Consider the following 15704-nt stretch of genomic DNA (forward strand, 5'->3'; position numbering starts at 1 on the left):
TTCCTGGATTATCCAACCTAAGTCACAATTGTGTTGTACTTTTCTTATCTGAATACTTCGGTTAATATATTTGTCGCAAAATCAATCAATACCTGAAATGATACAGACTCCGGTTATAGTGACATTTGCCAATCAGAAGGGAGGTGTAGGAAAGACTACCCTTTGCGTCACCTTTGCCAACTATCTGGTGACAAAGGGTGTAAGGGTTGTGGTAATAGACTGCGACTTCCAGCACTCCATAATGAAATGCCGAAAGGCTGACATCAGAAAATACGGCGAACAGGATATGCCCTACGAGGTATGGGCATACGAAGCAAACGACAAGGCGATGATGACTTCCCTTATGGAGAAGCTGCACAATGATCCTGAAATTGACATTGTTCTGATGGACACACCGAGCAGTCTGAAAGCGGAAGGACTGGTACCCATGTTCGTCAACTCGGATATCATTATTGTTCCATTTCATTATGACCTGGTAACCGTTCCGTCCACGGCCAGTTTCCTCATGTTTGTTGACCGGCTGAAAAAGGCTGTCGGTGAAAGGATGAAAGCCAGACTCTTCATTATTCCAAATCTGAATGACGGAAGAATCGGCAAGCGTTCCGAACTGCTTATCTGGGACAATGCAAGGGATACTTTCTCCAACTATGGGTATGTTACAGCAAAGATTCCCAAACGTGCGGATATGGAACGTTTCAGTACCATGGCGGCACTGGATATGCAGGCTGCTATTGTTACACCAGTATTTGACAAAATCTATCAGAGTATCTTCGATACTATTGAACCGATAAGGGAAAAAGAACTCAAAGGCATACAGCTGACGGAAAATCTGAATCCCAAGCCTAAGAAGAAAAAGAAGGCACAGCCGTCTGATGAAACTTCACAGGACATTACCGGCCAATCAGAAACCCAACCTTCAGAAAATGGCAACAGCAATCAGAACAAAGAACCAGAATAATCAGTAAACTTCAATAACCATAGCACTATGAGTAAGGATATACCGGAAATAGATGACCTGACAAGAGGCATCAATGATTCAGAACTTATATTGACGCAAGATACCGCAGGAACACAGGTTGAGCAAAAGGAAAATAATAATGAAGCACAGGAAAAGGATACTGCTGTTTCCCTTTCGGATACAGGATGCTGGGATGACTTCATGGAATACCTTCAATCGGACGATTCCAAAACAGACAAAACAGAAAGACTTGTCTGCAAGCTTGACCGTGACCTTACGGATTCACTGGACGACTGCGATATACATGGCAGATGCCGTTCTGACCTGGTGAATGCCATCGTAAGGGCATTCTTCAAGTCATACCTGCCACGTCTGGCAGAATACAGAAGGGAAAAGAAATCTTTGTTTAACAGTTATAATCTGTAGGATATGAAAAAGACAGACTGGACCGACAGGATGCTGACCGCTCTTGTCGAGCTGTATCCGGTAGAGACCACAGCCTATACAGCTGCCGTTCTCAATCTGAGCGAATCGACCGTCAAGCTGAAAGCCCGTGAACTTGGACTTGTTAAAATGGCCAAATCCAGATGGATGGAGCGTGCCGACTATATCAGGAATCATTTCCAGGAGTGTTCCTTTTCTGAGATAGGTAAAGTTCTCGGTATTACCCGGATGAGTGTCGGACGCATAGCCGCTGCACTCGGACTGAAACGCAGCAGTGAAGAGAAACACCTGATTTCCTCACGTATCCGTACCCAGATGGTAAAGAGGGAAAGACGGCGTATCGTCTTCGGACTGGAACCCATAACCGGTATCCGTGTCATTTCAAACAGGGCGAAGGTAAGGGTGCGCTCAAACATGAAATCAAACGGATACATCATCAGTGAGGAACACAACGTGATTTATTATACTGGCACTACGGAACGCAGGGAACGTCTGGAAAGCCGGGGTATCAGACTGGGACTGCATATCCTTCCGTTTCCGGAAGACAGCTCCGCTATTTCATCCAACATCATATTACAACAGCCATGCAGTACGGACAGATAGTATTCCTTCTCTTCGTGGCAATGGTATTCTACTATGCGGCAATGATTTTCATGGACTTCCAGAGGGCAAAGGCCGCACAGAATGCCGAGCAGGACAGCCATAAAGAAGAGGACATAGACATATCGGAAGAGGCACGAAGCTTCAGACCGATAAGAATAAACCGGGATGAGCCTGAATCCAAAGAAGAGAATCAGGAAGAGAATAATACAGGGAATCCTGAACATGAGAATGAAAATACTGATTCTGACGGTACAAAGAAATCTGTATCCAAATCAGAATCTCCCAGACACGTTTACCGGGAGGCCATCATGACTGACGGCATTCTGGTTGAGAATATCATACAGGAAATAAACAGGCTGGCAGAGACCGGTACCTGTGACCTCGGTGCCGTTATCTTCAGCTGTGAGAATGCCTGATATATATATACCGTTCCTTTAGTGACATCTGTTTCTTTGGCGATGAAATCCTTTAACATTATTAAGAAATGCAGATAATAAAGAAAAATGCCCGGAATCTTACGGAGCGATTCATCGGTTCAAGTTTTGGACAGAAGTGTGTGGTGGCGGCCATTGCACTCGTTATTTCCACATCAAATGTAATGGCAGGAAGCAAGGGTGCAGCAGGTTTTACCAAGGCCACACAGGAAGTCAGTTCCTACCAGACTCCGGTATCGAACCTGATGAAGGCCATTGCTGCCGTTATCGTTCTGGTCGGTGCCTTCAACGTCTACTTCAAGATGCAGAACGGAGACCAGGACGTGAAGAAGATCATCATGCTTACCATCGGAGGCTGTATCGCATTCATCGCACTTTCGGAAGCTCTTCCGCTGTTCTTCCAGTAATCCTTTCCAAGCATGACAATGAATCAGGAAGGTTACCCTGTGTTCAAGGGATTGCAGAAACCGCTGGAGTTTATGGGCATACGTGGCCGTTTCCTTACTCTGGCAGCGGCAGCCATAGGCGTATCATTCGTAGGCTTCATCGGTTTCTCTATCGCCTTGGGGAAGATTGCAGGGTTCATAGCCATGATGGTCATGGCACTGGCGGGACTGATAACCATCTACATCAAGCAGCGTGGAGGACTCCACAACAAGAAAAGGGCAAGAGGCATCTATATCTACAGAAGCCTGAGAAAAGAACAGTAAATCACTTTATACAGTATGGCACACAAAAGGAAAAGAATTTTTGACGGACTCTATGCGCAGCTGGAGGAGACGGACGGCAATGTCGTGCTGTTCTCGGCCAGGGGCGAGCCGTCAGTTATCTTCGAGATAACCAATCCGGTCCAGCAGCTATGTACGGATTCGGAACAGTACATGCTGTTTCATGACGTGCTATCCAATATCCTTCAGACTATCGGTGAGGGATATGCACTGCAGAAGCAGGACATTCTGTGCAGACAGGCATATCACCATGACGTGCCGGACGATGCGGAGTTCCTGACAAGGAGTTATTTCAGATACTTCGAGGGAAGGGAGTTCACAGAGATAAGGACTTTTCTTATCCTCACCCAGGAGGCCCAGAGAAGCCAGTTCATCCAGTATGACCCGAAGAGATGGCTCGATTTCCATTCCAAGGTATCAAAGACGGATGATATTCTGACGGAGAAGCATATCCGGCACAGGAAGCTCGACAAGGAGGAAGTCAGCGAGTACTGTCACCGTTTCATGGCATTCCAGTTCCGGCACGGACCGTTCTCAATGACCAACTTCAAGGCTTCGGACGAATATCTCAGGACTGGTGACCGTATCATCCGTTCCTATCCGCTGGTCGATATTGACGAGATAAACCTGCCTTCCATGGTAAAGCCGTACACGCAGATGAACATCAACGGATACGGAATTGCTACAGACCTGCTTTCTTTCCTTACCAGCGTCCCCTACTCGGACTGTGTGGTGTTCAACCAGGTCATTCAGATACCGGGACAGAGGAAGCTGCTGCGTAAGCTTCAGGCCAAAGCGAAGCGTCACGGTTCCATGCCGGACCCGAGCAACCGTATTGCCAGGGCTGACATTGAGGAAGTGCTGGACAGGCTGGCCGTTGACAGTACCATGCTTGTGTACTGCAACTTCAACATTCTGGTGAGTTGTCCGCCTGACAAGGTTACTCCGGTAACCTCCTTTCTGGAGACCAAACTGTACGAGTGCGGCATCATGCCGTCAAGGACAGCCTACAACCAACTGGAGCTTTTCATGGACAGTTTTCCCGGTAACGGCTATGCCTTTAACCCGGACTATGACCTGTTCCTGACGCTTTCGGATGCTGCCCTGTGCTTTTTCTTCAAGGAGCATCTGAAGGAGTCTGAGGATACACCGCTGACCACATACTACACCGACCGTCAGGGACTGCCTGTCTGTATCGACATTACAGGCAAGGAAGGCAAAAGGAAGATGACGGACAATGCCAATTTCTTCTGTATCGGTCCTTCCGGTTCCGGCAAGTCCTTCCACATGAACAGTGTGGTACGCCAGCTGCTGGAACAGAATACGGATGTGGTCATGGTGGATACGGGTGATTCATACGAAGGTATATGCGGGTATTACAAGGGTACATACATAGCCTACTCGAAGGAGAAGCCCATTTCCATGAACCCGTTCAAGGTTACTAAGGAGGAGTACGAACTTAATTTCGGTGAGAAGAAGAACTTCCTCAAATCGCTGATATTCCTGATATTCAAGGGCAACGCATTTCCAACAAAGATTGAGGACATGCTGATAAACCAGACCATCGTGGAATACTATGAGGCCTATTTCAATCCTTTTGAAGGGTTCAGCGACAGTGAGCGTGAGGCATTGAGGCAGAAACTGCTGGTCGCCGCCAAGATGGAGGATGACTATGAACAGTACACGCACAGCATGGAGGACATCGACAGGCAGATAAATACGGAAGAGGTTCAGGAAAAGGCTGAAAGCCGTGCCCTGCTGCTGCCTTCCGAAGTACGCCGTCTGAAGCTTATCCGACAGTGCCGCTCACTGACTGCCCTGATCAATGATGAAGCGGCCACAGAATCGGAAAAGGAACGTGCACTTGCCATTATCGAAAAATACAAAAGGGAACTTTATAACAATTCCATGCTGATTAAGATTGACAGGCAGATTGACCACATGGAGGAACAGAAGCGCAGGCTGAAGGTTCAGGAGCTCTCGTTCAATTCCTATTATGAGTTTGCCATGGAACGCATACCGCAGATTACACAGCTGGAGAAAATCAGTTTCAATATACATGATTTTGCGGCCATACTGAAACAGTTCTACCGTGGCGGCGAGCTGGAGATGACACTGAACTCCGACCTCGGCATTAACCTGTTTGACGAGCGTTTCATTGTGTTCGAAATAGATAAAATAAAGGATGATCCGGTGCTTTTCCCGATTGTGGTACTGATTATCATGGACGTGTTCCTGCAGAAGATGCGTATCAAGAAGGGACGGAAGGCTCTTATTATCGAAGAGGCATGGAAGGCAATAGCTTCACCGACCATGGCGGAATATATAAAGTATTTGTATAAGACCGTCCGGAAGTTCCACGGAATAGCCGGTGTGGTTACACAGGAGCTTAATGACGTGATTGATTCCCCTATTGTGAAGGAGGCCATCATCAATAACTCGGATGTTAAGATTCTGCTTGACCAGACCAAGTTCAAGGACAGGTATGAGGATATTGCAGCCATTCTGGGACTCACTGACATACAGCGTCAGCAGATTTTCACCATCAATGCGCTGAATAACCATGAGGGAAGAAGCTACTTCAAGGAGGTGTGGATTTGCCGGGGACAACACTCGGATGTGTACGGTGTGGAGGAAGCACCGGAATGTTACTGGGCATATACTACAGAACGTACCGAAAAGGAGGCACTGAAGATTTATCTTGCCCGGTACGGTACGCTGCAGGAAGCCATTACCCGTATCGAGGAAGACCGCAAGGCGGATGGAGGACTTCTGTATCTGGAGTTTGCAAGAAAAGTCAACCAACATCAAAAAGTTATGTCACTATGGTAAGAACAGTATTAAGAATCATATCGGTTATAATGGTTTCTGCATTTGTCTGTATTAATGCACATGCTGCCTGGAGAATCGTATTCGACCGCAACTGCCTGAAGATTGTCCTGGCCAATACCGCTTCACAGAAGCTTATCGAGGAACAGCATAACCAGCGTGTAGATACCATCGCTGCCAAGAAACAGAAGGTGGAACTCTATACGGTAAGCATGGCTACCATGAAGGAACTATACAAGCTGAGTATGGAGAACATATCCGGTTTCGGGACTGAAAGTCTTTATTATAAGGAAATAGGCCTGTGTGCTCTGGATATTCTGCGAAATGTTCCGGTACTTGTCAGTACGGTAAACAAGGCCAAATTTTCAAACAGGCTGCTCTGTCTGAACGAACTCGGCAACCTTGTAGCGGAAACCCAGCAGCTGGTCGGCAACTTCGTCAATATCGTGAACAATGCCAGGATTCCCAATCCGTTGCAGGGACAGGCAACTGCCGAAAAAAAGGATGACGGTTACAACCTGCTTGACAGGTATGAAAGGCTGACACTGGCCAACAGCATCTATACTGACCTGAACAGGATACGCTACAAGGTGGAAGGGATGGTTCTGATGGCACAATATGCCACTGCAAACGACCTCTTCTTTGCCATAGATCCTGAAGGATGGGCAAATGTGATGACCATGAAGAATCATGTGGGAAATCTTGTACAGGACTGGAACGGCCTGGTTGCTTCAAATTATTAACCTTTCATATATCTCTGTCATGAAACTCAGGAATATAAGTATCATATCAGCCGGTATTATAATGCTGTTGATGCCTGTAAAGGCGTCCGCTTTCATAATACCCAAAGACCTGCCGACCATCGAAGCACTCATTGCCCTGCACAAGGCCATAAAGAAGGACGAGGACAAGGCACTGACAAGGGTGGCCACAAGCTATGGCGAGCAGTCGCTCATTGAGAAGGGTGCGGAAAAGTTCAATGATGTCAGGACCACTCTGGATACAAGGCTGAACAATGCCTATTCGTATCTGGTACTGGCCGGTGCCATTTCTTCAACGGCCAACTCACTGTATCAGCTGGTAACGGAATACAAGGACTTTACCGGTAATACTTTCAGCCATGTATCGAAGAAGCCTTTCGTGGCATGGTATTATGCCGATGCCAACGTGGCAATATCAAGGGAGATACAGCACTGCTACAGACTGTATGCATCCGTGGCCGCTTCGGGTATAAACCTGATGAAGGCTTCAATGGATGAGAAGCTGAATCTGGTAATGACACTGAAGGCTTCAATCGACAGGGCAAGGTACATAATAGATAATGCCAACCTGTACTGTTTCATTGTCACGGACTGCGGATGGAAGCCGGACTATATCTGGGAGATACTGAACTCCAATGTGAAGAATGAGATAGCTGAGCGTGTAATCAACAAATGGAATCAGGGATATGCAGGTTAGAAGAATATTTACAATAATCATGTGTCTGGCTGTATCATGTATCATATTTACATCCAATGCCCAAAGCATAGTCAGTGACAGTGAAAAGCAGAAGCAGTGGAAGTCAATGGAGAACGGTCCATGGGATTTCGCTCCGGACTGGTATTACTTTTTCCTGCATAAGAAATACTCAGGTGCGGAAATGTACTGGAAATGGGACTGGTTCAACTCCGGATTCCGTGTCCGTTTCAAGGAACCAAAGTCTGATGTGAAACGTATCATGCCGGTGCGTGTGACTGCCGAAGAGACGCAGAGGCAGAAAATCAGGAAAGTGGAGAGTGAGCGCAAATATATCGAGGAACTGTATAAGGAAGAACTGGCAAGGGAGGCTGACAGAAATGTTGACCTGATGTATGCCACCTACAAGGACGAGTTCAACCGTATGCAGGACTGTATCACGGACGGACTGCTCTATTGTATGCAGAAGAGTGACGGCAAGCTCCGCTATCAGGTGGACGAGCTGAGCCGCCAGAATGAAATACTCTGTGCGGATATAGCCTATATACACAAAACCGGTGTCGGCTATGGACTGGAGAACGCCAAGCGGCAGAAGGCATACGAGGAAGCCAAATCCAGGATGGCAGAGCTGGTCAACAGGACTGCACACCTTTGTGCCGTTGCCGCTACGCATTATTGAAAAACAAGTAAAAACAAATAACATTTTAAGATATGGATTTATTGTTTATTCCGCTGACAATAGGACTTCCGGCCATTGACGAAAGTCTGGAAAAGCTGCTGACGGCCATGGAGACATTTCCCAATGTGGCCGTTCTCGGTGATGCCGTTTCAATGGCAAAGGCTCTCGGTCTGTGCCTGGCCCTGTGTGTCGGTTCATACGAATGCTGGATGATGATGCTCGGAAGGCGTGGCATGGATGTCATGAAGCTGTTGCGCATCATCGGCATTTCCCTGTGTATTTCATCCTCTTCATGGATATGCTCGGCTCTGCAGGTTCCGGGAAAGAGTCTGGAGTCCGCTACATGGGCTATGGCAAAGGCAAAGAACAAGGAAGTGGCGGCCTTCGAGCTGAAGGTGGCACAGAAACAGAGTGAATATCTCGACAGGCTGAGAACCGTGCAGGACTCAATAGCCACGGCAAAGCAGGTAGCCGAAATCGGTCAGGATGCTGCCTGGTGGGACAAGCTGATATATAATGTGGAGAATCTGGGCTCGACCATCAACAACTACGCCCAAAGGGCTGCCGTGGCGGCTGAGACGAAGGTCAGTGAATGGATAAACGATGTCATACGTTTTGTCGGGGAACTGATTTTCCAGATGTCGTATTACGGGATGCTCGTGGCACAGAGGATTTTCATGGCCATCATGATGATATTCTGTCCGATCATGTTTGCTCTCTCGCTGGCACCGCCATGGAACTCGGCCTGGAGCCAGTGGATGTCCAAGTTCCTTTCCCTCTCGTTATGGGGATTCGTGACCTATATGTGCATCTATTACATAGACTTCATCCTTCTTTATAACCTGCAGCAGGATCTGGTGGCATACGACCATCTGCTTCATGGCTCGGTAAACTCCTGGGAACAGATTGGCGCACTGGGACTGCAGGGAATAGGCTCCAACTGTATGTATGCCATGGGTATGCTCGTGGGTGCCTATATCATACGCTTCGTTCCTGAAGTGGCTTCATGGCTGATTCCGGGAGGTGTAAGCTCGGGTACGGGTTCCGTTGCCGGTTCGGCTGCAATGGGTATCACTTCGGCCGCAGGTGCCATGGCCGGAGGTGCGGCAGGTTCAACCATGAAGGGAGCCGGTTCGGCTGTCAAATCATTAGTCAAATAACTTCAAATCTTTTTACAATATGCTTATTGAATCCCTTGCACAGAAAACCAGACTGGCCATGATGACGGTATTTGCGGTAATCGGAGGCTGCACCGTCATCTGTGCCTTTACGGTCTGGTGCTGCATTTCACTTGTCAACGAGGAAAGGCAGCAGATTTATGTACTTGACGGAGACATTCCGTTTCTTGCCGAGCGTGCACGGCTGGAAGCAAACTTCACCATGGAGGCCAAGGCGCACATACAGCTGTTCCACCAGTATTTCTTCAACCTGCCGCCCGACAACGACTATATCAAATGGACGGTAGGGAAAGCAATGTATATGGCTGACGGGACTGCGCTGAAACAGAAACAGGCCATGGACGAGAACGGTTTCTACTCTGACATCATTTCCTCTTCGGCTGTCTGCACCATCATGTGTGACTCCATTCAGTTTGACGAACATGAACGGAAGTTTACCTATTACGGTACGCAGCTTATCAAGCGCAGGACCAGGGACATCAGACGCTCGATGGTGACAACAGGTTACATCGAGTCCGTACCGAGGACAAGGAACAATCCGCACGGTCTGCTCATTACCGGCTGGAGGACTCTTGAAAACAGGGATTTGGACTATTGATATACTGATATTATGAAATCATTCAGAAAAAAGATACAGGAAAGCCGTCTGAAAACGCATCTGCTTGTCAGGTCGTGGTTGCAGCCCAAACTGGGTGTCATCGGAACAAGATACCGTCTGGCCGCAAGAATCAGACTGGCCAACAGATGTGCGGCTAAACATCCGAAAGCTACATTCGCAGGTGTAGCGGGAACGCTGCTTCTGCTACTTGTAAGTACCGTAGCCATAGATTCCGGCAACGGGAAACAGAGTGAGCCGGATGTCAGTTCGATAGCCGCAATGGAACCGGTGTTTCAGGGATTCCGTACCATCCAGGCAAACAAGGACATTCACCGCAGTGTATTGACGGACATGACGGTAAAGGGACAGTTACTGCGTCATGAACTGGACTCCATGATTGCCATACCAGTAAAGAGTCGTGAGGATTCCTTGCGGATCATCCTCAAATACCGGCAGCTGGAAAATATAGTCAAATCCATTAAAAACAATGATAACCCATGATTAAGATTAATTTCAAACAGCCCAAGTATATCTTTCCGCTGGTCATATTCGTTCCGCTGTGCGCACTGGTATACTTCGTGATGCAGACCTTCTCCGGTAGTGAGGAAACTGCCGGAACGGTAGCTACAGACCGTATCAACATGGAACTTCCCCAGGCCAATGCCGAGGAAGCCGGAGACAAAATGTATGAGATGTCCAGACGTTTCGGTGACGAGGATGCCTTCACAGCCGTCAGCGGTATCGGGGAGGAAGAACAGAAGAAGGAGGAACTGGAACACGGCTACAGCGAAGAGGAACTGAACAGACTGGATGCAGCTGAAGCTGAAAGACAGCGACAGCAGAGAGAACTTGAAGAACTGGAGCGTTCCCTTGCAGAATCAAGAAAGCATATCAATGCATATGCTTACGGAAACGGTCCTTCGGAAAACAGTGAAACGGGTTACGGAGGTATGGGCTATTCCTCACAGGACGAGTTCGCACGTGACCTTGAAGAGATTCAGCGGAGGAGCTATGAACGGCAGAAGGCCATTGAAAGCGGACTGGGTATCAAAGACCCGGAAGCAGAGGAAGCTGAAAGAAAGCACAGGGCTGATTCCATAGCCAGAGTACGTCAGGAGGAAAGGGAACGCAACCGTCCGAGTCTAGTAATCAAGTCCAATGACACCAATGCCGAAAGATTCAATACGGTTACTACTCCGGATGAATTTGCCGAGAACAAGCTGATACGTGCCATGATTGACCAGACTACAAAGGCGCATGAAGGCACACGTCTGCGATTCAAGCTTATGGACGATGTGACGGTAAGCGATACAAAGCTGAAAAAGGGAACTTACCTCTATGGAACGGTAACAGGTTTCGGTCAGCAGCGTGTCAGGGCTTCCATAACCAGTATCCTTATCGGCGACAGGTTCATCAAGGTCAAGCTTTCTGTATTTGACAATGACGGTATGGAAGGCTTCTATGTTCCTGAATCTGCATTCCGTGATTTCATGAAGGATGCCGGTTCCAACACGGTACAGCAGAATATCAGCTTTGAATCCAGTGACGGTTACGGTACAGGTATTTCGACTGAGGCCATTGCACTCCAGTCGCTGCAGAACATGTACAACTCTGCTACCTCTGCAATATCTTCCAATATCAGAAAGAACAAGGCGAAAATCAAGTACAATACCATTGTTTACCTGATAAACTCGGAGGATGCGAGATAATATATCTGAATACAGCAAAGAAAATTATAGTAACATTTTAATATTCCAATATGAAAACCAGAATTTTTCTGATAATATGCCTTATCACAGGCATAGCCGTACATCTGTCGGCTAACGAGAAGATATACATCAACCGGGAAGTGACCACGCACATTGTCATGCCGGAAAACATCAAAATGGTGGATATTTCCACTACTAGAATTATAGGCAACCAGTGTACGGACAATATCGTCCGCATCAAGCCTTATCTGGAGAATGATTCCATTTCATCTGAAGGTTACAGCGAAAACGAACTGCTGGGTACACTCACCATTATCGGTGAGCGTCATATCGCACAGTATGACATCCTCTATACCGAATCACCCGAATATGCTTCTACCATCTACAATGTATCCTACAATGAGACGCAGTCCTATATCAATCCGGAGGTTTCCATGCCGATGGCCGAGATTGCACGATATGCCTGGGCTGTTTATGGAAGCAGGAGAAAGTTCAACCAGATTGTATCCAATAAAAACGGAATCAGGGCATACATCAACAATATCTATTCCATCGGTGACTATTTCTTTCTGGACTATACGTTGAAGAACAGGACCAGAATTGCATACGACATTGAAGAAATCAGGGTAAAACTTACTGACAAAAAAGAAACAAAGGCAACTAACTCACAGACCATAGAGCTTACTCCGGTATTCTCCATGAACAACACCCGTAAGTTCAAAAAGGACTACAGAAATGTACTTGTGATTCCGAAACTGACTTTCCCTGAAGAGAAGGTACTCCGTCTGGAGATTTCCGAGAACCAGATAAGCGGACGTGTGGTGGTACTGACCATCGAGTATGAGGACATTCTCAATGCGGACGGCTTCGACTCGGATATTCTGGACGGTGCCGACTATTACCCCTACTATTTTATTGATCATTCCATAAAGAGATAGGCCATGAAGAAGATTCTGTTCATTCTGTTTTGCTCGATTGCATTCATCGGTGCATCGGCACAGACCGGAAAGGTTTCCGTCAATGCCGGATTCCTTTTTCCAAGTACGCTGAATGCCACTTTGGGTTATGAGTATCCGCTTTCATACGGAAATGCGGTCGAAGTATACGGTGAGGTCGGGAATCACTGGCAGAAGCCGGTATGTCACAATTTCTGGAAAGGATATTTCTGGGATGGCGGTATGGTTTACAAGCACCGTCTGGCACGGTACAAGAACGGCATGATGCGCCTTCGTCTTGGGCCTCAGTTCGGTGCGGTACAGAAGAAGTTCTTCTTCGGGCTGGAGGCCGGATTTGAATACAGCTATGTGTTCCGCAGCGGACTGGAGTTCTCTGTCATACAGAAGAACAATGTGAACTTCCTGCATGGGGATACCTTCCGCAACGGTCTGCTGTTGGGTATAAAGGTTCCTTTCTGACAATATAAATCTTACGGCGTATGGCATTTGAGGAGACAAGGGAACAGCAGCAGATGTACAATTACTTCAGGAGCTGCATCTATATCTTTCTGATTATTGAAATCATCATGAACCTGCCTGTTACGGCTGACAACAGGGTTACTCAGTTCGTACTCGACCTGCTGGCACGGTTCAGGGTATTCAATTCCGTATCGGGATGCAAGGTGGCCGAACTGATATGCATCTGTATTGTCTGTATCGGTACAAAAGCTGAAAAGTCCCTGAAGTTCAATATAAAGACAATGGTCATCTATCCGGTACTGGCCGGTCTGACACTTGTAGGGCTTTGTTTTGTATTCCATGGCATGAGTTTCGGATTCAGTTGGATGGGATTTCCTGCCAACCGTCTTCTGTATGCGGTATGTTCGGTGGTGGGTACCATGCTGGTGCATCAGGGACTGGACGGCATAGCCAAGTATTACAACTACAAGGTTGGTGAGGACCGTTTCAACTTTGAGAACGAATCGTTCCAGCAGTCGGAAACGCTGGTCAGCAATGATTATTCGGTGAACATTCCGATTATATACTACTGGAAGAAGAAAATGCACAAAGGATGGATCAATATCATCAATCCTTTCCGTGGCACGATTGTACTGGGTACACCAGGTTCGGGTAAGTCTTTCGGTATTATTGACCCGTTCATCAGGCAGCACTCAGCAAAGGGATTTGCCATGATGGTATATGACTTCAAGTTTCCAACACTTGCACAGACGCTTTTCTATCAGTACTGCAAGAACAGGAAAGCCGGTAAACTGCCTCAGAACTGCGGATTCCGTATAGTAAATTTTACCGATGTGGAATACTCCAACCGTATCAATCCGATTCAGCGGAAATATATCCCCGATTTGGCTGCCGCTTCTGAAACGGCGGCTACTCTTTTGGCCTCGCTCAACAAGGGAGGTGGAGAGAAGAAGGGCGGATCGGAAGCATTCTTTACCAACTCTGCGGAAAACTTCCTGGCTGCGATCATCTATTTCTTTGTAAACTTCCATCCGGTCGGGTTCAGAAACGGCAAGAAACTGAAGCGTTTCATATCACTGGAGGGAAAGAAGCTGGAAATTGTCATACGTAACTGGGATGACTTCAATGCCATCGACAAGGACGGCAATGTGGTGCTTGATTTCGTGGATGAGAACGGCAATGACGTATCGACTGACGAGGACCGTATGTTTGTTGACCTGAACGGATACAGCTATAAGGATAGGACAGGCAGGAAGATACTGATTCAGAGGTGCTGGTATGAGGACGAGCATGGCAATGAGGTGGAGCCGGACACTGTAACCGGCGAGTTCTCGGATATGCCGCATGTGCTTTCATTCTTGGGAAGGCCATACGACCAGGTATTCAATATCCTGATGCAGGATGACAGGATTGCTTCGCTGATGGCTCCTTTCAAGAGTGCTTATGAAAACAAGGCGAATGACCAGCTGGAAGGTATGGTCGGTACGCTTCGTGTGAACGCCGCACGTCTTGTGTCTCCGGAAGCATACTGGGTATTCACCGGGGATGATTTCGACCTGAAGATTTCTGACAAAGCTAATCCGAGCTATCTGGTAATAGCCAATGACCCGGAAAAGGAACAGGTTATCGGTTCTCTTAATGCACTGGTTCTGAACCGTCTTATTACAAGGGTAAACTCAAAGGGTAACATTCCGGTAAGTATCATCGTGGACGAGCTTCCGACACTGTACTTTCACAAGATAGACCGTCTTATCGGTACGGCTCGTTCCAACAAGGTTGCCGTGACTTTAGGTTTCCAGGAGCTTCCACAGCTGGAAGCTGACTACGGCAAGGTCGGTATGCAGAAGATTATCACCACCTGCGGTAATATCTTCATGGGTGCGGCACGTAACAAGGAGACACTGGAGTGGGCACAGAATGATGTGTTCGGAAAGGCCAAGCAGACTTCACGTTCCGTTTCCATCAATGACCACAAGGTATCAACCACAATCTCTGAGAAGATGGACTTTCTGGTTCCTGCAGCCAAGATTGCAGATATGGCTACAGGCTGGCTGGCCGGACAGGCTGCACGTGACTTTACGGCTACTGATGACAGTATGCTTGACCATTTTGACATCGAGCAGTCGGAAGAATTCAAGACTACCAAGTATTTCTGCAAGACACACTTTGACATGAAGAAGATTAAGAACGAGGAAAAGCACTATGTTCCTCTGCCCAAAATCTATGAGTTCAGGAATGACAAAGAGAAGGAAATCCTGCTGAACCGTAACTTCAAGCGTGTGAATCAGGAAGTTGAGGATATGGTAAAGGAACTCCTCGGTATCAGCTAAACATATAGCCTATGAAGCTGACCTTAAAACCGGCATTTGGACTTAGCGGCAGTGCCCTGAAAGTCATAGCCATGATTTCCATGGTGATAGACCATGTTGCGCTCTATCTGATGGAGCACGGTACCATATTATACGAAACGATGCGCTGTTTCGGGCGCATCGCTTTTCCGGTGTTTGCCTTCCTGATTGCGGAAGGGTTTATTCATACAAGAAACAGGGTTCATCCGACATTTCGCGTGATAGTTTATTAAAGAAGAAAACCGCTGCACAAATTGTATATTTGAATAAGCACAAGCAAACGTACAATTATGAACAGCAGTTTTCTATATCATGCGTGGGGTCTA

The 15704-nt window shown here is 47.3% G+C and carries 17 protein-coding genes and 1 pseudogene; all 18 read left to right on the forward strand.

Features of this window, described 5'->3' with window-relative positions:
• Positions 1 to 97: 97 nt before the first annotated feature.
• Positions 98 to 958 (forward strand): ParA family protein, encoded by an 861-nt coding sequence (locus I6E24_RS11585; RefSeq protein ID WP_235328706.1) that lies wholly within the window; start codon positions 98 to 100, stop codon positions 956 to 958.
• A 27-nt stretch (positions 959 to 985) separates the two neighbouring features.
• On the forward strand, positions 986 to 1384 hold the full coding sequence (locus I6E24_RS11590; protein WP_235328707.1) for a hypothetical protein: 399 nt from the start codon (positions 986 to 988) through the stop codon (positions 1382 to 1384).
• A gap of 3 nt (positions 1385 to 1387) precedes the next feature.
• Positions 1388 to 2005 carry a MarR family transcriptional regulator gene (locus I6E24_RS11595; protein ID WP_235328708.1) on the forward strand — a complete coding sequence of 206 codons (618 nt, stop codon included), beginning with the start codon at positions 1388 to 1390 and terminating at the stop codon, positions 2003 to 2005.
• Complete coding sequence (locus tag I6E24_RS11600; RefSeq protein ID WP_235328709.1) at positions 1987 to 2421, forward strand: hypothetical protein; 435 nt, start codon at positions 1987 to 1989, stop codon at positions 2419 to 2421. Before I6E24_RS11595 ends, I6E24_RS11600 begins: the two co-directional genes overlap by 19 nt.
• A 68-nt stretch (positions 2422 to 2489) precedes the next feature.
• Positions 2490 to 2846, forward strand: a complete 357-nt coding sequence (locus I6E24_RS11605; protein ID WP_235328710.1) for a DUF4134 domain-containing protein — start codon at positions 2490 to 2492, stop codon at positions 2844 to 2846.
• Positions 2847 to 2858: 12 nt separating this feature from the next.
• Positions 2859 to 3149 carry a DUF4133 domain-containing protein gene (locus tag I6E24_RS11610; protein ID WP_235328711.1) on the forward strand — a complete coding sequence of 97 codons (291 nt, stop codon included), beginning with the start codon at positions 2859 to 2861 and terminating at the stop codon, positions 3147 to 3149.
• 15 nt (positions 3150 to 3164) lie between these two features.
• Positions 3165 to 5999, forward strand: a complete 2835-nt coding sequence (locus tag I6E24_RS11615) for a TraG family conjugative transposon ATPase (protein WP_235328712.1) — start codon at positions 3165 to 3167, stop codon at positions 5997 to 5999.
• Entirely contained in the window at positions 5993 to 6739 is a 747-nt protein-coding gene (locus I6E24_RS11620) for a hypothetical protein (protein ID WP_235328713.1), read from the forward strand. The genes I6E24_RS11615 and I6E24_RS11620 overlap by 7 nt, the downstream gene beginning before the upstream one ends.
• Positions 6740 to 6800: 61 nt before the next feature.
• Positions 6801 to 7454 carry a hypothetical protein gene (locus I6E24_RS11625; protein ID WP_394800402.1) on the forward strand — a complete coding sequence of 218 codons (654 nt, stop codon included), beginning with the start codon at positions 6801 to 6803 and terminating at the stop codon, positions 7452 to 7454.
• Positions 7444 to 8130: a DUF5045 domain-containing protein gene (locus I6E24_RS11630; RefSeq protein WP_005649289.1), complete on the forward strand. Its 687-nt coding sequence runs from the start codon at positions 7444 to 7446 to the stop codon at positions 8128 to 8130. Before I6E24_RS11625 ends, I6E24_RS11630 begins: the two co-directional genes overlap by 11 nt.
• Positions 8131 to 8162: 32 nt before the next feature.
• Positions 8163 to 9290, forward strand: a complete 1128-nt coding sequence (locus I6E24_RS11635; RefSeq protein ID WP_005649287.1) for a membrane protein — start codon at positions 8163 to 8165, stop codon at positions 9288 to 9290.
• A gap of 19 nt (positions 9291 to 9309) precedes the next feature.
• Entirely contained in the window at positions 9310 to 9906 is a 597-nt protein-coding gene (gene traK, locus I6E24_RS11640; RefSeq protein WP_005649285.1) for a conjugative transposon protein TraK, read from the forward strand.
• 12 nt (positions 9907 to 9918) lie between these two features.
• Complete coding sequence (locus tag I6E24_RS11645) at positions 9919 to 10407, forward strand: hypothetical protein (protein WP_235328715.1); 489 nt, start codon at positions 9919 to 9921, stop codon at positions 10405 to 10407.
• The gene (traM, locus tag I6E24_RS11650; RefSeq protein ID WP_235328716.1) at positions 10404 to 11615 is read left to right on the forward strand and encodes a conjugative transposon protein TraM; all 1212 of its coding nucleotides are present in this window, start codon (positions 10404 to 10406) and stop codon (positions 11613 to 11615) included. Before I6E24_RS11645 ends, traM begins: the two co-directional genes overlap by 4 nt.
• A 50-nt stretch (positions 11616 to 11665) precedes the next feature.
• Positions 11666 to 12553 (forward strand): conjugative transposon protein TraN, encoded by an 888-nt coding sequence (gene traN / locus I6E24_RS11655; protein WP_235328718.1) that lies wholly within the window; start codon positions 11666 to 11668, stop codon positions 12551 to 12553.
• Positions 12554 to 12556: 3 nt separating this feature from the next.
• Complete coding sequence (locus I6E24_RS11660) at positions 12557 to 13030, forward strand: hypothetical protein (RefSeq protein ID WP_235328719.1); 474 nt, start codon at positions 12557 to 12559, stop codon at positions 13028 to 13030.
• 20 nt (positions 13031 to 13050) lie between these two features.
• Positions 13051 to 15360: a type IV secretory system conjugative DNA transfer family protein gene (locus tag I6E24_RS11665; protein ID WP_235328720.1), complete on the forward strand. Its 2310-nt coding sequence runs from the start codon at positions 13051 to 13053 to the stop codon at positions 15358 to 15360.
• 11 nt (positions 15361 to 15371) lie between these two features.
• Positions 15372 to 15602 (forward strand): annotated as a pseudogene (locus I6E24_RS11670) (TraX family protein); the annotation flags it as partial.
• Positions 15603 to 15704: the final 102 nt, after the last annotated feature.

This window comes from Bacteroides caecigallinarum (assembly GCF_021530995.1).
Lineage (GTDB): Bacteria > Bacteroidota > Bacteroidia > Bacteroidales > Bacteroidaceae > Phocaeicola > Phocaeicola faecigallinarum.